Genomic DNA, 21011 nt, shown 5'->3' with positions numbered 1-21011 from the left:
TACCTATTCGTTAAAAAAAGAGTGCGATTTACAAGTAAAAGATTTGAGTTTCATAACTTTAGTCTTTTGAAATAACAACTACACAACACAATACTACTTATACAATGCCAAAAGATACATCCATAAAATCAGTTTTAATAATAGGTTCAGGTCCTATTGTTATTGGTCAAGCATGTGAATTTGATTATGCGGGATCACAATCTGCTCGTTCGATCCGTGAGGAAGGAATTGAAGTTATCCTGATCAATTCCAATCCGGCAACGATTATGACCGACCCATCCATGGCCGATCATATTTATTTGAAACCCTTGACGACTAAATCAATCATTGAAATCCTTAAAGCACATCCTCAAATCGATGCTGTTTTGCCTACAATGGGCGGACAAACGGCTTTGAACTTGTGTTTGGAAGCTGATGAAAAAGGAATTTGGGCTGATTTTGGAGTAAAATTAATAGGGGTTGATGTAAATGCTATTAATATTACCGAAGACAGAGAGCAGTTCAAACAATTGCTTAAAAAAATAGGTGTTCCCTCCGCACCAGCTGAAATATGTACGTCTTACCTTAGAGGAAAAGAAATAGCCCAGGAATTTGGTTTTCCATTAGTAATACGTCCTTCGTTTACTCTTGGTGGTACTGGAGCTGCAATCGTCTATAAAAAAGAAGATTTTGACGAACTTTTAACCAGAGGTTTAGAAGCATCGCCTATTCATGAGGTGTTGATTGATAAAGCGTTAATGGGTTGGAAAGAATATGAGTTGGAATTGTTGCGAGATAAAAACGACAACGTTGTGATTATCTGTTCGATCGAAAATATGGATCCCATGGGAATTCATACGGGAGATTCGATTACCGTTGCACCAGCCATGACTTTATCAGATACTACATTCCAGAAAATGCGTGATTACGCTATTTTAATGATGCGTAGCATTGGTAATTTTGCCGGAGGTTGTAATGTACAGTTTGCCGTTTCGCCAGATGATAAAGAAGATATTGTTGCTATCGAAATCAATCCTCGTGTGTCTCGTTCCTCTGCTTTGGCATCAAAAGCAACGGGGTATCCTATTGCAAAAATTGCGTCAAAATTAGCTTTAGGTTACAATTTAGATGAATTGCAAAACCAAATCACCAAATCGACTTCGGCACTTTTTGAACCGACTTTGGATTATGTGATTGTAAAAATACCGCGTTGGAACTTTGATAAATTCGAAGGTGCTGACAGAACGTTGGGACTTCAAATGAAATCCGTTGGGGAAGTAATGGGAATTGGACGTTCGTTCCAAGAAGCCTTGCACAAAGCCACTCAATCTTTGGAAATCAAAAGAAATGGGCTAGGAGCGGACGGAAAAGGATATACCAACTACGAACAAATTATCGAGAAACTGACTTTTGCGAGTTGGGATCGTGTTTTTGTGATTTATGATGCTATCGCGATGGGAATTCCGTTGAGTCGCATTCATGAAATTACTAAAATCGATATGTGGTTCTTGAAACAATACGAAGAACTATATACATTAGAGAAAGAGATTTCAAACTATAAAGTAGAATCTTTGCCAAGAGAATTGTTACTGGAAGCGAAACAAAAAGGGTTTGCCGACAGACAAATCGCGCACATGATGGGTTGTCTAGAAAGCCAAGTACATACGTTGCGAACTACAATGAATATCAATCGTGTGTTTAAATTGGTAGATACGTGTGCGGCCGAATTTAAAGCAAAAACACCGTATTATTACTCCACTTTTGAAGCCGAAATTGAAAAAGCAGATGGTACGCGTTACGTGGATAACGAAAGTGTTGTTACGGATAAAAAGAAAATAATTGTTCTTGGGTCAGGCCCAAATAGAATTGGACAAGGAATCGAATTTGATTACTCTTGTGTACACGGTGTGCTTGCCGCCAAAGAATGTGGCTATGAAACCATCATGATCAACTGTAATCCTGAAACGGTTTCAACGGATTTTGATACGGCCGATAAATTGTATTTTGAACCGGTTTTCTGGGAGCATATTTACGATATTATCCAACACGAAAAACCAGAAGGCGTTATCGTACAATTAGGAGGACAAACCGCCTTGAAATTGGCTGAGAAGCTTTCTAAATATGGCATTAAAATTATAGGAACGAGCTTTGACGCTTTGGATTTAGCCGAAGACAGAGGACGTTTTTCTGAATTGTTAACCGATTTGAAGATTCCTTTTCCACAGTTTGGAATCGCAGAAACAGCCGACGAAGCTTCTGCTTTAGCAGATGTTTTGGATTTTCCATTATTGATTCGCCCTTCGTATGTATTGGGTGGTCAAGGAATGAAAATTGTAATCAACAAACAAGAACTAGAAGAGCACGTAATCAATTTATTGAAAACGATTCCAGGAAATAAATTGCTTTTAGACCATTATCTTGATGGTGCGATTGAAGCCGAAGCCGATGCGATTTGCGATGGCGAAAATGTGTACATCATAGGAATTATGGAACATATCGAACCTTGCGGAGTGCACTCTGGCGACAGTAATGCGACATTGCCACCGTTTAACTTAGGTGAATTTGTGATGCAACAAATAAAAGACCACACGAAGAATATTGCTTTGGCATTGAGAACCGTTGGTTTAATCAACATTCAGTTTGCGATAAAAGATGATATTGTGTACATCATTGAAGCGAATCCTAGAGCGTCCCGTACGGTTCCTTTTATTGCAAAAGCGTATGGTGAACCGTATGTAAACTATGCAACCAAAGTGATGTTAGGCCACAATAAAGTAACTGATTTTACTTTTAACCCACAATTGAAAGGATATGCCATCAAACAACCGGTTTTCTCTTTCAGTAAGTTCCACAATGTGAACAAAGCATTAGGACCAGAAATGAAATCAACAGGAGAAAGCATCTTATTTATTGATGACCTAAAAGACGACCAGTTCTATGAATTGTACTCCAGAAGAAAAATGTATTTGAGTAAGTAAGTTTGACTTCTTAATATAGAAAAAGCCCCGTTTGGGGCTTTTTTGGGTTTTAATAATTACTCTAAAATAGTATCCCAATAGTGTTAATCCGCGGGTATCTATTCAATTGGTTTAATTAGTACTATACTTCAACTTTACGCTCTCTAGAATTGAAACTTAGCTTTGATTCCTAGTTCGAAGGATGAAAAACAAATTGCATCCAGCGGGTTGATGTCAATGCATTTTATTTAATTTTCATTCGTACCGCATCCTATGGGAGCTCCTGGAGGCGCTGATTGATGTAACGTTGCTTTTGCCTTTTCAGGTGATTTAATTCGGTCAAGTGTTAGCAGTAAATATCCTTTTTGAGTACTGTCCTTTGTTTTTTTAAGTTGGGCGGTTACCTTTGTTTTGAGGTCGTCTATTGCTTTTAATAAGGCAGCTTTTGTGGCAAACGAGGCATTATCATTCACCGAAACGGCTAGCAAATAGGTAAGCAGCATTTGTTCGTTTTGTTGTTGTATCAATCCTTCTAACCCTACTGATTTTTGTCCGTTCCAAAGTTTGGTAGTAAGAACTTGAATCATATCATCAATACCAAGACCGTCATTTTTTGCTTGATATTCAACTAATCTGTTCAGACGGCTGGTATGGAATAAAAATGAAAGTGGAATATCAGTAGCAGCTTCGGCAGCGGACAATGGGTCGAAGGCCAAACCCGTTTTGCGGTTGAATAATTCACTGGTATACTCATAGTTAACCGGGCGTGGCGGAATTAATTTTAGTATGTTTTCTGATAGTGCTAATACTTTTGGATCCATAGTAGCGATCACTTCATTCAAGGCTTTTAATTGCTCTTCTTTAGAAACTGATTTTGTAATCATTTGTCCATCGCCTTTTATGGCATAGGAATAATATTGTCCACCAATTACTTTGGTAGCTGCTTCGACTTGATAGCGGTGAAACAAGTAAACAGGCACTAATACATCTTCAAGCAGAGCCATTGGAGTACCTTTGCGGATGTTGTTTTCTCCAAATTTTGAAAGTGCTTTTGCTCTAATTTGCATAACCCTTTTTAATTCTGTTACCGGATCAGTTCCGGTATCCCACAAATGAACATTAGGATGCAATCCTCCCGGATCACGAGCATCACGATCGGAGATAAAGGTGAGTCCTTTGCTTGTAGCATCCGCTATTATTTTATCTAAAGCTGCAGCCTCATCGGTTCCTTTGGGAAATTGGGTGTATCCATATTGAATACTGATTTTGTCCCAGTCCCCAATCTCATTGGTGTAGGCATTAGAGAGATCTATTTCGCCATTGCTGTTTAAGGTCACCATTGGTGGCGGGTAATCCATAATACTGGATCTGTTTTGTGCGCTTGAAATATAGTTGTGCATGAGTCCCAGCGTATGGCCAATTTCATGAGCAGCCAATTGTTTTAAACGTTGTAAAGACATTTGCAGCATTTTATCGTCGGCAGGGACATCGCCATTTTCAAAAGGAGCCAATAATCCTTGTGCAATAAGATAATCTTGGCGGACACGCAAGGAACCTAAACTAACATTTCCTTTTAGGATTTCACCCGTTCTGGGATCATGAACGGAGTAGCCATAACTCCAGCCTCTAGTTGACCGGTGTACCCAGTTAATCATATTGTAGCGAAGATCCATTGGATCAGCTCCTTCAGGTAAAATTTTAACTTGAAAAGCATTTATAAATCCAGCTGATTCAAAAGCTTGATTCCACCAGCTAGCACCTTCTAATAAAGCACTTCGTATGGGTTCCGGAGTACCATTGTCCAAATAATAGACAATGGGTTTAATGGCTTCGCTTCGGTCAGCCAAAGGATTTTTTTTCTCAAGACGATGCCGCTTAATAAAGTTTTTTTCAATGGGTTCTGAAACGGGTGTACTGTAGTCAAAATAAGAATTAGTATTGTAAGGGGAACGCGCATCATATTTACGAGTTTCAAAATTATTGTCGGGTAAGGCAACAAATGAATGATGCATCCGCAGGCTTATGGCTTCACTGTTTGGGGTTACTGTATTTACATGGCTGCCAGATTTCCCACTGTTATTAACAAACGTCATCGTGGTTTCAAATTCAGAATTGAGCGGAAAGTTTTTCGTGCGTTCTAAGTATAAGGCACTGCGGGTTTCATCAAGCGAATAAGTACCTTGGTTGTTTGCTTGTAAAACAGCACTTATTTTTAAAGCATCGCGCATGAAAAAAGCGGTGGCATCTACTAGAACACTTCCGCTAGTTTCCGCTGCAACTGTGAATCCCCATAATATGGATTGTGCAAAGGACTGTTCAACCGCTCTTTTTTCGGCGGCATCATTTGTAATGGCGCGATAGGAATAGTTGGGTTGAATCATCAAAACTTTGTTGCCTACTCGACTAAATTTTACAATTGCTGTTGCGCCTAATTTACCTCTGTCGAGACCAACATCATTGGATCCTAATCCCGCTGAAAGCGCTGTTTGATACAAGAATTCGGTATCAAATGTATCAATTTGTAGCCATATTTTACCCGTACTTTCATCCCAGTAAAAAGGTTTGAAACCAGTGTAGCCTTTCATGTTTTTTGTTTTTTCTGGGATCGATACGGTTTGTGCCTTTGCATAAAAGGGAACCAAAATCAGTAAGAATAAAAAGCGAAGTACGTGTAGTTTCATTATAGTTTGTTTTGTTGTTGATTAATGCCGTTTGTATAAGTGCTTGGAAATCATTTTTATAAATCAATATATTTTTGAAGGTTATATTGTTCGATCAAATATAATTAAATTCTTTCTTACTTTTTGAGTTATATTTTTGAGATAAAAAGACTTAAAAGAAGAGACAAAATCAACAGGAGAAAGCATCTTGTTTATTGGTGACCTTAAAGACGATCAGTTCTACGAATGGTACTCTAGAATAAAAAAGCAGTTGCGCAAATGAACTTGAATGGATTATAAATGAAAAGCCCCGGTTGGGGCTTTTTGGGTTTGTAGTATATATAAATTCAGGCCTTTATCCAACAGACATTTTAGCGGACTCTTTCCAAAGATAATTGGGCATTGGTTCATTTAATTCCCATTTTATATTCATTGGTTTAGAACCTTCTGTTGCTGCAAAATTTGCTTCACCAATAAAAACATAACCCATAGTATTTCCATTTTCATCATTTGCTTTTTCTCTTATAAAAAGTAAAATCTTTTTGTCATTTTCTATATGTTTGACATATGATAAGCCTTTACCTGAATCTGGCCTAGATGAATTCTGACTCTGCCAATGAAATAAAGTTTCACTTATTGCGTAATCATCATACATTGTGGTTGGTGAAAAATTCTCCTCAGATTTGATAAGATTAACAAATAAAAGTTCTGTCTTTAAATTAACATTTTCTGCGACACCTTCTCTACTAGAAGATTTTTTATGAAAAGTACTTAGACCAAAAGCAGTTAAAATTTGATCTCTTGTATATCTAGCATGAACTTTTAATGGTTGCTTATATGGTAAACTAATGTCTATTTCTTTGAAGTCAATTCTATCAATTAAAATCTCTAAAACTTCTATAATTTCTTTTACTAAAATTTTATTCTTTCCAATTTGATTAATACTTTCATCTAAAGATTTAAAATCGCCTGCATTTTGCCAAACATCATAATGCAACATCAACAACATAGTCTTTCCATTCTCATCAAAATCATTTATACTAACTTTAAACTCCTTTTTAGCTAGTTTTAAAATAAAATTGAAATAGCTTGTTGAACTTGATGAAAGCCATTTTTTACTTATTGCAGAAAGAATTTGCTTTTCATTCAAATTATCAAAATTATCAATAACTCCTGCTCTTTCACAAAGCCTTGACCAACTATCTTTTTTATAAATGGCTTCCAATTTAATATTGTATAATTCAATAAAATTCTGAATTTTTAATGGCAGGTTAGTTTGATGCTGATAATTAGTAATTTTGGTAATCAACTGATTTACATTCAGAGTCGTTGCTCTTTTAATATTTTCTAAAATTGTTTCTTTAGTTTTTTTCTCCAAAACTATTGAACAACCTAAAGGTAAGTGCGGGAAATCATCTTCAATTTCTTTAAGAACTGACGTTGTTGTTTTTCCTATTAATGCTCTAAATTTATTTTCAAAATCATATTCAGGTCGTGAATTACCAACAAAATCTAAAACGGTCAAACAATCTTTACCTTCTGCTAAACGCAATCCACGTCCTAACTGTTGCAAAAAAACGGTTAAACTTTCTGTTGGACGAAGAAACAAAACGGTATCTATTTCAGGAATATCAACACCTTCATTAAAAATATCTACAACAAATAAATAATTGAATTCTTTCTTTTTAAATTGTTCTCTTATTTTTTCTCTGTCACTTGAATTTTTACTGGTTAAAACTTCAGCTTTTAGGCCAGCTAGATTAAATTTTTCAGTCATAAAAACAGCATGTTCAACGGTGACACAAAATCCTATTGCACGAACATCATTAATATCATTTAAATATTTCTCAAGTCCTCTAATAATTTCACCAACTCGAACATTATTTTTGGTGTACAAACTTGTCAATTCACTAGCGACATACTTTCCTTTTTCCCATTTTACATTCGTTAAATCAATACTATCAGTAATTCCAAAATATTGAAAAGGTGATAATAATTTTTTGTTTAATGCTTCTGGAAGTCTTATTTCTGCTGCTATTCGACCACAAAAATCATCTAAAATATTTTCTCCATCCATTCTCTCAGGAGTCGCTGTTAATCCTAATAATACTTTTGGTTTAAAATAATTTAATATTGGTCTATAAGTAGATGCAGAAATATGATGAACTTCATCAACAATTATAAAATCATAATATTCGGGTGAAAGATTAATGTTTTTCAGTCTGTTATTTAAAGTTTGAACTGATGCAAAAACATATTCATTGCTAGCGGGTTCTAGGCCATCTACCCATAATTCGCCAAAATTATTATCTTTTAAAACACCTTGAAAAGTGGCTTTTGCTTGTTGTAATATTTCTTTTCGATGTGCTACGAAGAGCAGTCTTGACGATTTGTTATTTGCTCTGAAACTTTTATAATCAAATGCTGAAATAACTGTTTTTCCAGTTCCAGTTGCGGCAACCAATAAATTCTTAAATCTATTATGAACTGTTCTTTCAACTTCTAACTTTTCAAGTATATCTTGTTGATAATGAAACGGTTTTATATCAAAGAAAATACTATTTGGAGTATAATCTTTTGAAAATTTTCCGTCTTTTAATGCTTTAACTAATTTTTCAGAATCCTTATTTTTATCAAATAATTCAAATTCTGAATTTTGCCAATATGCTTCAAATGTTTTTCTGAATTTATCAATTATGTGACTAACTTCCTTTGTGGTGATTTTTAAATTCCACTCTAAACCATCTGTCAAAGCAGATCGAGAAAAATTAGACGAACCAATATAACCAGTATGAAAACCTGTGTTTCTCTCAAATAAATAAGCTTTTGCGTGCAATCTTTCATTTCCTGTGTTGTATGAAATCTTAACTTCTGTATTTTCTAATGATGCTAAAAGTTCAACAGCTTTTGCATCGGTAGCCCCAACATATGTTGTTGTTATTGCTCTAAGCTTTCCGCCTCTAGTTGTAAATTCTCTAAGTTCTTTTTCTAGTATCCTAATTCCTTTCCATTTTATAAATGAAACTAATAAATCTATTCTATCAGATGACAAAATTTCTTTTCTCAACTCACTTTCAAGCGTAGTACCTGAATTTCCGCCAGTAAAAAGTTCACTATGAATTAACCTTGTGTAAGGTGTGATTTCTTTGAGATGCAAATCTAAATCTGTAAAATGTGCATCTATTTTAGTAAAAACTGCGTTTAATATTTTACCTTCCGTTTCAATTAAGTCATCTTTAAACTCCTCTTTCTTTAATTCATCTTTTAGAAATAAAATGATTTTGTTAGCGATTTCAATTTGGTTTTCCAAAATATTATCGCCTTTTATCAAAGTAAAAGCATGTCGAATTGTTTTTCCAATATGTGCAGATAATAACTGTGCAGCTTCCGCTTTATCAATTGATGTAGTTTTAACTTGAAAAGTGTTTTTATCTAATTCACTCAACTTATTACTTATTAGTTTAGTTACTAACTCTTCATATAATCCTTGATTCATATTTCTAACTTTAATAATTCTTCAACAATAGGTTTATCTGCCTCAGCCCAATCTAAATTCCTTAATTCAGATTTATTTAATAATTTGTACTCTTTATGTTCAGTAAGTTTTATTTCACCTGAAACAAAATTTGCGAGAAATGGGATTAATTTAATTTGAAATGTTCCGTAATTATAAATACTACTTGATAGTTTCTCTAAAACTTCAATATCAATATTTATTTCTTCCTTTATTTCTCTTTTGATACAATCAACTTCTGTCTCATTATCTTCTAATTTTCCTCCAGGGAATTCCCATTTCAATGGTAATTTCATGGTTTCACTTCTTTGTGTAACTAGAATTTTTTGATCAAAAAAAATGATGGCACAGGTTACATTAATAGTCGATTTTTCTAGCATAGTTCACGTTGTATTGATTTTCAATATTACAAAATCCACTGCTAACAAATATACGGAAATCCATAAATTAGGAAATTTAACAAAAAAAAAGTGGAAACATTACCTTTCCACTTTTTCATCAAACCGTATATTTTTACTTTTTTTTGAGTTCTTGTTTAAAAAACGCAATGGTACGTTCCCAAGATAAAGTAGCGGCTTTGTCATCATAGCGTGGCGTGGTGTTGTTGTGAAAACCATGGTTCACGCCTTCATAAAAATAAGCAGTGTGGTGTACTTTGTTCTTTTTAAGGATGGCTTCATACGCGGGCCAACCTTCATTGACACGCGTATCTAAGCTAGCGTATTGGGCTAGGATAGGCGTTTTTATGAGTTCGGCTTCGGTTGCTGTGGGTTGGCCTCCATAGTACGGAACGGCAGCGCCCAAAGTCGGGATTTTAACCGCCATCATATTGGCAATCCAACCTCCAAAACAAAATCCTACTACACCGATGTGTCCGTTGCAATCCTTGTGGGCTTTGAGATAGTTGTAGGCGGCAATAAAGTCTTCGAGCATTTCCTCTCGAGTTCGTTTTTTTTGCATTTCGCGTCCCGCATCATCATTTCCGGGATAACCACCCAATGGCGACAAGGCATCTGGTGCCAAAGTGATAAATCCTTCTACAGCTGCTCTGCGTCCTACGTCTTCAATATAGGGATTCAATCCTCGGTTTTCATGCACAACAATGATTCCCGGTACTTTCTTTTTGGTACCCGTGGGTTGGGATAAAAGTCCTTTAATTGTTCCGCCACCTTTGGGCGAATCATAGGTAATAAATCCAGATTTTATTCTAGGATCTTCGGGTTTTATGAGCACGGCATCCGCATAATTGGGCGTCATAAAACTCAGTAGCGAAGGCAGTGTGAGTGTGCCTACAGCAAATAGAGATAGTTTTTCGACAAAGCTACGGCGGTCAATTTTATTGTGTGCATAATCATCGTACAAGTCAAATACTTCTTGACTGATGTCTTCTTTGGTTATTTTTTTCATAGTGCTAGTTTTATATAAAGGGATGCTTTTGTTTCAATTAATAGAAAACGGATATGGCCGCAAGGTCTTTTCTTTGTATGTCCGGAACCCAGCAGTCTTCTGCAGGGTAACCAACAGGAATAAGTAAAAAAGGTTTTTCATTGATGGGCCTTTTTAGCGTTTTGGTTAAGAAATTCATTGGGCTAGGCGTGTGGGTCAACGAGACTAAACCCGCGTTATGAATGGCAGATAATAAAAAACCAACGGCAATACCCACGCTTTCTTGAACATAATAGTTGGTCTTCTTGTTGCCATCAACATCCAATTCATAGCTGCGTTTAAAAACGACGATGAGGTAAGGTGCGGTTTCTAAAAAGGGTTTGTGCCAATCGGTCCCTAAGGGTTTTAGATCATCCAACCAGTCACTTGACATGCGAGATTCATAGCTTTGAAGTTCCTCCTGCTCCGCAGCGATGCGAATTTGTTTTTTAATTTCGGGATTTTCAATCACACAAAAAGTCCAAGGTTGTTTGTGTGCGCCAGAAGGAGCCGTTGAAGCCGTTTTTATCAGGTTTTCAATTACTGCTTTAGGAACTGATCGGTCTGAAAACTCCCTTACAGAACGCCTACGGTCCATTATTTCATAAAAAGAAAGGGAACGTTCTATCATCTCTGGCTCAGAAAGAACGGGTGTGTTGTAATGAATATAAGGATAGTTGTCAATTATTTTTTTATCAGCCATTTAGAATGTTATTTTCTTACTGTCAAATATAAAAAAAAATAGAAGTCCTTTGTGTTTGTAGTTGTACTTATGTGGCTAACAGGCAAAGAATAGATTACTCTGGCTGTTCAGTCTGCTATCAAATCTTCTGTTTTATTGTATCGGTGCTGCTACGGTTTTGTGGTTGCTACTTCATCTGCTGTCGCCAAAATAAGGGGTTAAAATAAAAATTCTGCCGTATTGAGGGTAGAAAAGTACCCCTCCTTTCAGTGTTCCTGTTTAGCATAATGGCGGTATTTTCTATTGAGTTCTATTCACGACCGTTCGCTTGCATTATGCGGTTGGATTACTAGTGCTCAATAGCTGGATTACTTCTTCATCTTCTACTTGATCGAAAAGTTCATAAAAACTACTAACTCCTGAAAAATCTTTGGAAGCGATTAAATAGACTAATTCATCAGCATTTTTTTTAAAGACCGATACCATTTCATAGGGCAAAACGGGAACGGCAACGATTATTTTTGCTGGATTTTTTTTTCGTAGCATCGCAATACTGGCTAGTAATGTATTTCCGGTAGCAATCCCGTCATCTACCAAGATTACGTTTTTGTTCTCCATGTCCAGCGGTTGTTGAGCGCCTCTATAATATTCATATTTTCCTCGTAGGAACTCTTGGAGCCGGATGATTTCAGCATCAATGTACTTTTGAGGAATTTTGTGATCACGGTCAATACTAATTGAATTTAAGGAAACTGCACCAATGGCAAATTCTTTATTGTAGGGATGCCCAATCTTTTTTGAGAGTACAATATCTAAGGGAAGATGTAAGTTTTTTGCAAGGCTGTTTCCCACGGGAACTCCTCCTCGAGGAACGGCGAGGATTACGCTATCTGTATTTTTGTATTTTTTTAGTTTCTTGGAGAGTAGTAAGCCCGCTTCTAATCTGTCTTTTAATAGTTCGTTATCCATAAGTATCAATTTAAAAAATTAAAATAAACAAGTATGTAAATGTACTGATTTTCAATTATATAGATTATATTTATAGTGTTGTAAAAATTATTGCATCTCGTTGATAAATGGGAACCATGTAGCGTATTAGCTGTTATCTCCTATGGCCTGTAGTATTTATATTTTATGGTGAATCAAAATAGGGCAGTGGAAAGTTTGTCTATTCGCAACCCACTATTATTCTCAAAAGCCAAAATTGAGATCGTTGCGTACTTGTTTTTGTATTGAAAACAGCCTTGCTAAAGGCACTTGAAGTCTTATCCTAAAAGCATAAAATTTAGTTTTATTTTGATAGGCATTATTTTTCATAAATAATTGATTATCAACACATTGTATTGTATTTTTTATTAAATTTATACTTTAATTTAATAAGAAATAAAATTATGAAAAAATTGTACATTACTCGGCTGCATACAATTTCAACAATCATTTTGTTGATTGTATTGATTACTTCTAATTCTGTGATGGCTCAAACTTTTACCGATAGTAATCTACCTATTGTCATTATTACGACAGATAATGATCCCAATACTAATTTGCCTCTTGAAATTTTGGATGATCCTAAAATTTTGGCAACGATGAAAATTATCAAGAGACCAGATGGGACTAGAAATTTCCTTACGGATCAGAATACGACTTCATTTTTAAATTATAGCGGTCGAATTGGTATCGAAATAAGAGGTTCTTCTACGCAAACGCTACCCAAAAAACAATATAGTTTAACTACTTTGAAGTCGGATAATACGTCTAATAATAACGTGAGTATTTTTGGGATGCCAAGTGAGAACGATTGGATATTGAATGGACTGGGTTTTGATCCTTCCTTAGTTAGGGATTATTTGTGCTATTTCATGTCAAGACAATTGGGGAATTACGCATCCAAAACAGAATTTTGTGAAGTCGTTATCAATGGGGATTACAAAGGGCTTTATGTTTTTCAGGAAAAAATTAAATCCAATGAAAATAGGGTTAACGTACTAAAAATTGAAGTTACGGACAATACTTTGCCAAATATAACCGGAGGCTATATCACAAAAGCGGATAAAACAACCGGTGGAGATCCTGTCGCTTTCTGGATGGACGAAACTAAATTTGTTCATGATTTACCTAAGCCTGAAAATGCCACACCAGAGCAAACACAGTATATTGAAGCGGAATTCAATAGATTGCAAGACCATGCTTATGATAATGACTTAATAGACGGATACCGCACTATTATTGATGTTCCTTCCTTCGTTGATTTTATGTTGGTCAATGAGTTGGCTTCTAATGCGGATGTGTATCAGTCCAGTACTTTTTTTCATAAAGACCGTGCAGGAAAACTGCGGGCGGGACCGGTATGGGATTTCAATCAGAGTTTTGGAAGTACTTTTACCAACAGTAGCCATGTTGATAAATGGCAGTTTAATAACGGGAATAGAGTTGGACCCCCTTTTTGGAGTTACTTATTTGACAACGGAGAATTCAATTGTCAGCTTGCAAAACGTTGGAACGAACTCAACGGATCAGGTCAGCCTTTAAATAAAGACGTTCTGATTGCCTATGTTGATACTGCTTTAAGCTACATAAGCGAAGCTATTCCTCGCGAGAGTCAAAGATGGGGAACTATAAACGATCATGTTACGGATGTAAATAGAATTAAAACCTTTATTAACGATAGAACGACTTGGATCACAAATAATATAGGCTCATTTTCAAATTGTGCCAATGTTACGGTACCACCGCTAGTAATTACTAAAATTAACTACAATCCAAAAACAGCAACAGATTTTCCAGTCAGTAATGATTTAGAATTTGTAGCCTTAAAGAACATAAGTGATCGGTCTGTCAATCTTTCCGGTGTGTATTTTAGACAGTTAGGACTCACTTTTCAGTTTCCTTACAATTCAACTATTGGAGCAAATGAAACCATTTTTTTAACAAGCAATGCGGCTACTTTTCAAAGTAAATATGGTACAGTTCCTTTTGGTCAGTTCACGAGAAATTTATCAAATAAATCGCAAAAAATTGTTCTGGCGGATGCAGATGGAAATACAATTGATTCCGTAGAATATTTTGATTCAGCACCATGGCCAACTTCACCTGATGGTGGCGGTAGTTATCTGGAACTGATCAGTACAACGTTAGATAATAACTTGGCTTCAAGTTGGGTAGCTTCAACTAGCGATGCCTTGTCTAATCCATCATTTTTAGCATCAGCATCCCTCATGATCTATCCCAACCCAGTTACCCATAGCGTAACCATACAAGCTGATAAATCCATGACTGGAGTTAAATTGTTTAGTATTTTAGGTGCTTTAGTACAAGAAGTAAAAACAAATTCAGATAATGTCAATCTGGATGTAAGTACTTATGCTCCTGGTATTTATTTCATAACGGTATACAATGAAGAAGGTTTTACCAGTAAAAAAATTATAAAAAAATAAGTGAAAAACAAATAGTAGCTATTTTAAGTAGTTGGACTTATTTATTGCCGTACTATAAAAGGAGTGAAATACTATTTAACATAAAAAGTCATGTAAGCATTAAACCTTAAATGACCTTATTATTGTTTAAGTTATCAGTCTTACACAAATGAAACTTCAATGACTTATATGGTAAAAAAAAATACGTCATTGTTTTATTCTTATTACTTAAGAACAGATAAGAAAAAGTTTAGGCTTTTACTGATCTGTTTTTTTTTGTACTACAAGTTTTAATATTCGATGGTACTTTTTTTTACACTCTATTTGAGCTGTATTTGCTAAAATGAGTTTGTTTGTAATACATCTTGTAAGGATTGCTTCCCTTGTTTGTGAACCGTTATTGGGCTTAAGATAAACAGTTGTTAATTAGTAATTTATAGAATAAATGGTTCGTTTTGGTGGGACTGGAGACTAAGTTTGCGATCTCAACTGTTGGTTTAAAAATAAGAAATCAGCTTAAATTTCCAAATTAAGTACCATTTAAAGGGTGTCTACGTGTTGTACTTAAATTTGAATATTGACACGTTTTTACAAAAATATTTCAAGCACTATGAAAGTTTAAGTACGATAGTACGATTTTATAATTAAATTTATTTTACATTTGTTTATTAAATTTCGATAAACGATGAACAATGTAAAAAATGTATTCAGTATCAAGGATCTTGAAAACCTTTCAGGAATAAAAGCGCATACAATACGAATATGGGAGAAACGATATGATATTCTTCAACCCATGCGCACGGATACTAACATTCGTTTGTACGATTTGGCCAGCCTACAAAAATTGTTAAATATTACATTATTACATGATTATGGCTATAAAATTTCAAAAATAGCAACGTACCCACAAGATAAAATACCGTCTTTAGTACGCGAGATAATTTCAAGTAAAACCGCCAAAAGCCACGCAATCAGTGAGTTTAAAATGGCAATGATGAATTTTGACCAAGAGCTATTCTTTAATACTTATAATTGGTTAATAGCTGAAAAATCATTCAAGGAAATATTCCACCAAGTGTTTATACCCTTAATGAATGAATTAGGGTTGTTATGGCAATCCGATACGATAACTCCAGCGCATGAACATTTTATCAGCTACTTAATTAAACAAAAGCTGTTGATTAATACGGAAAAGCTTCAAATTTTAAAACAAACAAAACTAGACAAAGTCTTCGTTTTGTCTCTTCCTATGAATGAGATTCATGAATTGGGTCTAATGTATCTCAACTATGAGATTTTGTTGCACGGCTACAAAACCATTTATTTGGGGGAAAGTATGCCTATTGAAAATTTGAAAGATCTGAAAAATCATTTTGACTCTGTTGTTTTTGTCTCTTATCTAACGGTACAGCCAGAGCGAGATCTGCTGGATGGGTACTTGCAAAAAATGTCTGAGGAATTACTAGATGAAACCACTGAATTATGGTATATTGGACGCATGGTTGAGTTTATAAAAAAAGAGGAACTGCCGGAACGAATAACAACTTTCAATTCAATCACCGAATTAGTTGATTGGATTTAATTGTTTTGTTTAAACAATTCGTATATTTGCTAAACAAATGGAAAAGATAAAAAAGATTACAATAATAGGTTCTGGATTTTCAGCTTTAGCAGCATCTTGCTATTTAGCTAAGAGTGGTCACAATGTTACTGTCTATGAGAAGAATGCGACAATAGGAGGCAGAGCGAGACAACTAAAAAAAGAGGGTTTTACGTTTGATATGGGTCCGAGTTGGTATTGGATGCCCGATGTGTTTGATCGTTTTTTTGCTGATTTTGACAAGAAAACAACAGATTATTATGAACTCATAAAATTATCTCCTGCATACCGTGTGTATTACGGCATAGATGATTTTATAACCATAGCAGACAATTTAACGGAGATTATTGCCGCCTTTGAAGCCATCGAAAAAGGGAGCGGTGCCTTATTACAAGATTTTATGGCTCGGGCCAAAAGTAATTATGATATTGCTATCAAAGATTTAGTGTACCGTCCCGGCGTTTCGCCACTGGAATTAATCACAACAAAAACAGCTTTGAAAGTAGGGGAATTTTTTAGCAACATCAGTAGAGATGTTCGAAAAAAATTCAAAAACGAAAGACTGATTCAAATTCTGGAATTTCCAGTATTGTTTCTTGGAGCTAAACCTTCTGACACCCCGTCGTTTTATAGTTTTATGAATTATGCCGATTTTGGTCTTGGAACTTGGCACCCAAAAACCGGAATGTTTGATGTAGTGCGGGCTATGGAAAGTTTAGCGCTAGAATTGGGTGTTGCCTTTGAAACCAATGCCAATATTGAAAAGATAATTGTTGAAAATAAAACCGCTGTAGCCATTCAAGTCAATGGCACAATTGTAAAATCAGATTTGATTTTAAGTGGTGCTGATTACCATCACACGGAGACTTTATTGGATCAAGAATTTCGTGCATACTCAGAAAAATATTGGGATAGCCGCGTTTTTGCTCCTTCCTCGTTATTATTTTACGTAGGTTTCGATAAGAAAATAGAAAACATTTCGCATCATGCTTTGTTTTTTGATGTTGATTTTTACCAACATGCCAAAGATATTTACGATGAACCGCAATGGCCAAAAGAACCTTTGTTTTATGCGAACTTCCCTTCATTGACGGATAAAACTGCCGCTCCTGAAGGTATGGAATCTGGTTTTTTTCTGGTGCCTTTAGCTCCTGGAATTAATGATACTGAAGCATTACGAGAAGAATATTTTGATAAAATAATAGATCGTTTTGAAACTTTAACACAGCAAAGCGTAAAAAATAATATTATATTTAAGGAATCGTTTTGTAAAAATGATTTTGTGTCTGAATATAATTCGTACAAAGGGAATGCGTATGGCATGGCAAACACTTTATTACAAACTGCATTTTTAAGACCAAAGCTAAAGAGCAAAAAGGTTAAGAATTTATATTTTACTGGTCAATTGACCGTTCCTGGACCCGGAGTTCCTCCAGCATTAATTTCTGGAAAATTAGTGTCGGAATTAATTAATAAGCAATTTTCAGAACAATAGTATGAAGGAATTATTTGATGATGTGTCTTTTAAGTGTAGCAAGTTAGTTACAAAAAGCTATAGTACCTCTTTTTCTCTGGCGGTGTATATGTTGTCACCCAGTATAAGAGATGCCATTTATAGCATCTATGGTTTTGTTCGTTTTGCGGATGAAATTGTGGATAGCTTCCATGGTTTTGACAAAGAAAGTTTAATCACTGAGTTTGAGGATGAGTATTATAAAGCCTTTAACCGAGGAGTTAGTTTAAATCCAATCTTGAATTCTTTTCAGCAGACTGTGAAGGAAAATAATATAACGGATGACCTTATTCAGGCCTTTCTTAAAAGCATGAAATTAGATTTGATAAAATCAGATTACAACAGCAAAGCCGAGTACGACGAGTATATTTATGGCTCTGCGGATGTGGTTGGTTTAATGTGTCTTAAGGTTTTTGTAGCGGGTGATAATAAACGTTATGAGCAACTGAAAGATGAAGCCATGCGATTGGGTTCTGCGTTCCAGAAAGTGAATTTTCTTCGTGATTTAAAGGATGATAATTTGGTGTTGAATCGTAATTATTTCCCTGGTGTCGATTTGAATTCATTCGATGAAAATGCAAAAACCGCAATCATCAATGAAATCGAAGAAGATTTCAGAGTCGCTTATGAAGGAATTGTAAAACTTCCTATCGAAGCTAAGTTTGGCGTGTACACCGCTTTTGTGTACTACAAAAAACTATTAAAAAAGTTAGAAAACACGCCTTGCCATGAAATAGGAAATGCCAGAATCCGAGTTTCTAACTACACAAAAGCGGGCTTATTAGCTAAGTCTTTTGTTTCTTATAAATTAAAGTTAGTTTAATTTACAACTTATTTTAAAGGATTGTTATACTTAAATATAGAATAAAATGATATTTTTTTTGATTTTTCTAAGTACTTTTTTAATAATGGAATGTGTTACTTGGTGCACTCATAAATACGTAATGCACGGCTCTATGTGGTATTTCCATGCCGATCACCACCAACCTAAATACGCAAACATATTCGAACGAAATGATATCTTTTTTGTGATTTTTGCGGCTCCTAGCATTGCGCTTTTTTATTACGGAGTCGAAGGGGGATTGAATTATAAATTCTTCATCGGGCTAGGAATTATGTTTTATGGTTTGTGTTATTTTTTAATTCACGATGTATTAATTCACCAACGTTTCAAATGGTTCAAACACACGAATAATAAGTATTTAGTCGGCTTGCGTAAAGCACACAAAGTACACCACAAACATTTGGGTAAAGCCCACGGCGAGTGTTTCGGAATGTTATTTGTACCGTTCAAATATTATAAAATATAAGTTTAATTGGGGCGTGACCCCACTTTCACTAGCGTTACAGCGGGGTCGGGCAATCCGTTCCCGCTTTTTTTATACTGCCTTGACAGGCTGTATAATAAAGAGCTCCACTGCTGTCCCTCACGCAAGCTTGTCCGTAAGACACTAATTATTTCTAAAACACCAATCATGAAAATATACAAACAAGAAACAGTGCAACACGTAAATGCAACTGTTGAAGAATGCTGGGCTTTTTTTTCAAATCCAAAAAATCTTCAAAAAATTACACCAGAAGGAATGGGTTTTCAAATCACGGATTTTGATCAAAAATCGATGTATCCTGGACAAATCATTCAGTATAAAGTTACCCCACTTTTTGGAATAACTTTATCTTGGATGACACTAATTACACAAGTAAAGGAAAATAGTTATTTCATAGACGAGCAAAAATTTGGTCCCTACAGTTTTTGGCACCACAAGCATTTCTTTGAAGCCACTCCAACCGGAACCAAAATGACAGATGTGGTACATTACGGATTGCCACTTGGCTTTTTAGGCCGAATCATGAACACATTGGTCGTTAAAAATAAATTGAAATCCATTTTCGAATACCGTGTTACTAAAGTGGATGAAATGTTTAATTCAAAATAATGAGCAAGCAAGAAGTTTCTATTTTTTGGTTTAGACGCGACTTGCGTCTAGAAGATAACGTAGGTTTATATCAAGCGCTACAGTCTAAATTTCCAGTGATTCCTTTGTTTATTTTTGATGATGCCATTTTAGACAGTTTACCAAAAAATGATGCTAGAGTAGGTTTTATCCATGTTTCACTTTCGAAAATAAATACACAATTACAAGAAATTGCCAGTTCACTTTTAGTAAAAAAAGGAAAAACTATTGACGTTTGGAAAGCGCTTATTGAAGAGTTTGAGGTCAAGGAAGTTTTCTTCAATAAAGATTACGAACCGTATGCGTTACAACGTGACACCGTAATTTGTGAACTTTTAGAAACCAATAAAACCATGGCTTATTCTTTTAAAGACCAAGTCATTTTCGAAGAAAAAGAAATTACAAAAGCGGACGGATTGCCTTATACAGTTTACACGCCTTTTAAAAATAAGTGGCTGGAAAAATACAAATCAATGGCTCCGGTTCAAGAATACGATACCGCAGCGCATTTTTCTAACTTTCACAAAAATCGTTTTGCTTTTCCCACTTTAAAACAAATAGGTTTTGAAGAAAGTAATATAAAAGTAAAGCCGCATAATTTAAAATTTATTGCAAATTATCAAGATATAAGAGATTTTCCAGCCTTAGATAAAACCTCATATTTGTCGCCACATTTGCGTTTTGGAACGGTAAGCGTACGGAAATTAGTTAATTGGGCATTTCATAAAAATGATGTCTTTTTGAGTGAATTGATTTGGAGAGAATTCTTTATGCAAATCTTGTTCAGTTTTCCAAAAGTCGTTACCCAAAACTTCAAAGCAGCGTATGATGGGATTCAATGGCGCAACAATGAGGAAGATTTTAAGCGTTGGTGTTCTGGAACAACAGGCTATCCAATGGTTGATGCAGGAATGCGTCAACTCAATGAAACCGGATACATGCACAATAGGGTTCGCATGGTGGTTGCGAGTTTTCTTATCAAACATTTAATGATTCAATGGCAATGGGGTGAAGCTTATTTTGCTGAAAAATTATTGGATTATGATATGTCTGCCAATGTTGGAAACTGGCAATGGGCAGCAGGAACCGGGTGTGATGCAGCGCCTTATTTCCGTGTTTTTAATCCAGAAATTCAACAGAAAAAGTTCGATGAAAAGGGTATTTATATTCGGAAATGGATCAAAGAATTTGATTTAGGATATGGGAAACCTATGGTAGAGCACGCTATGGCCAGAGATAGAGCGATTGCCACTTACAAAGCTGGAATTCTGAAGTAATTTATTTAACATATAAGTCATGTAAGTTTTAGATAA

14 protein-coding genes are annotated in these 21011 nt (G+C 35.3%); 8 read left to right on the top strand and 6 right to left on the bottom strand.

Annotation, left to right across the window (positions count from 1 at the left end):
* The first annotated feature begins 104 nt into the window (after positions 1-104).
* On the top strand, positions 105-2957 hold the full coding sequence (carB, locus tag E0F91_RS01530; protein ID WP_132064601.1) for a carbamoyl-phosphate synthase large subunit: 2853 nt from the start codon (positions 105-107) through the stop codon (positions 2955-2957).
* Between the two features lie 227 nt (positions 2958-3184).
* Here the strand turns inward: carB and E0F91_RS01525 are convergent, their stop codons facing one another.
* The 6 genes from E0F91_RS01525 to E0F91_RS01500 form a co-directional block, all read right to left on the bottom strand.
* Positions 3185-5617 carry a zinc-dependent metalloprotease gene (locus E0F91_RS01525; protein ID WP_132064600.1) on the bottom strand — a complete coding sequence of 811 codons (2433 nt, stop codon included), beginning with the start codon at positions 5615-5617 and terminating at the stop codon, positions 3185-3187.
* Between the two features lie 334 nt (positions 5618-5951).
* Complete coding sequence (locus E0F91_RS01520; RefSeq protein ID WP_132064599.1) at positions 5952-9092, bottom strand: DEAD/DEAH box helicase; 3141 nt, start codon at positions 9090-9092, stop codon at positions 5952-5954.
* The gene (locus E0F91_RS01515) at positions 9089-9490 is read right to left on the bottom strand and encodes a (deoxy)nucleoside triphosphate pyrophosphohydrolase (RefSeq protein WP_132064598.1); all 402 of its coding nucleotides are present in this window, start codon (positions 9488-9490) and stop codon (positions 9089-9091) included. Before E0F91_RS01515 ends, E0F91_RS01520 begins: the two co-directional genes overlap by 4 nt.
* A gap of 133 nt (positions 9491-9623) precedes the next feature.
* Positions 9624-10517, bottom strand: coding sequence for a dienelactone hydrolase family protein (locus E0F91_RS01510; RefSeq protein WP_132064597.1), 894 nt, complete (start codon positions 10515-10517; stop codon positions 9624-9626).
* 37 nt (positions 10518-10554) lie between these two features.
* Complete coding sequence (locus E0F91_RS01505) at positions 10555-11238, bottom strand: nitroreductase family protein (RefSeq protein WP_132064596.1); 684 nt, start codon at positions 11236-11238, stop codon at positions 10555-10557.
* A 312-nt stretch (positions 11239-11550) separates the two neighbouring features.
* Positions 11551-12186 carry a phosphoribosyltransferase gene (locus tag E0F91_RS01500; protein WP_132064595.1) on the bottom strand — a complete coding sequence of 212 codons (636 nt, stop codon included), beginning with the start codon at positions 12184-12186 and terminating at the stop codon, positions 11551-11553.
* A gap of 422 nt (positions 12187-12608) precedes the next feature.
* On the opposite strand from E0F91_RS01500, the gene E0F91_RS01495 reads away from it, so the two are divergent.
* The 7 genes from E0F91_RS01495 (at position 12609) to E0F91_RS01465 (ending at position 20975) form a co-directional block, all read left to right on the top strand.
* Positions 12609-14651 carry a CotH kinase family protein gene (locus E0F91_RS01495; RefSeq protein ID WP_132064594.1) on the top strand — a complete coding sequence of 681 codons (2043 nt, stop codon included), beginning with the start codon at positions 12609-12611 and terminating at the stop codon, positions 14649-14651.
* Between the two features lie 664 nt (positions 14652-15315).
* Entirely contained in the window at positions 15316-16212 is an 897-nt protein-coding gene (locus tag E0F91_RS01490; protein WP_132064593.1) for a MerR family transcriptional regulator, read from the top strand.
* Positions 16213-16249: 37 nt separating this feature from the next.
* A complete protein-coding gene (locus E0F91_RS01485; protein WP_132064592.1) occupies positions 16250-17725 on the top strand; it encodes a phytoene desaturase family protein in 1476 nt (491 codons plus the stop codon).
* Position 17726: 1 nt separating this feature from the next.
* Entirely contained in the window at positions 17727-18566 is an 840-nt protein-coding gene (locus E0F91_RS01480; protein ID WP_132064591.1) for a phytoene/squalene synthase family protein, read from the top strand.
* Between the two features lie 46 nt (positions 18567-18612).
* A complete protein-coding gene (locus tag E0F91_RS01475) occupies positions 18613-19053 on the top strand; it encodes a sterol desaturase family protein (RefSeq protein WP_132064590.1) in 441 nt (146 codons plus the stop codon).
* 165 nt (positions 19054-19218) lie between these two features.
* The gene (locus E0F91_RS01470; protein ID WP_073350848.1) at positions 19219-19680 is read left to right on the top strand and encodes an SRPBCC family protein; all 462 of its coding nucleotides are present in this window, start codon (positions 19219-19221) and stop codon (positions 19678-19680) included.
* Positions 19680-20975: a cryptochrome/photolyase family protein gene (locus E0F91_RS01465; RefSeq protein ID WP_132064589.1), complete on the top strand. Its 1296-nt coding sequence runs from the start codon at positions 19680-19682 to the stop codon at positions 20973-20975. Before E0F91_RS01470 ends, E0F91_RS01465 begins: the two co-directional genes overlap by 1 nt.
* The last annotated feature ends 36 nt before the right edge of the window (positions 20976-21011 follow it).

This window comes from Flavobacterium sandaracinum (genome assembly GCF_004349135.1).
Lineage (GTDB): Bacteria > Bacteroidota > Bacteroidia > Flavobacteriales > Flavobacteriaceae > Flavobacterium > Flavobacterium sandaracinum.
Note: the sequence above shows the minus strand (reverse complement) of the source record. Positions and strands in the feature narration are given on the sequence as shown.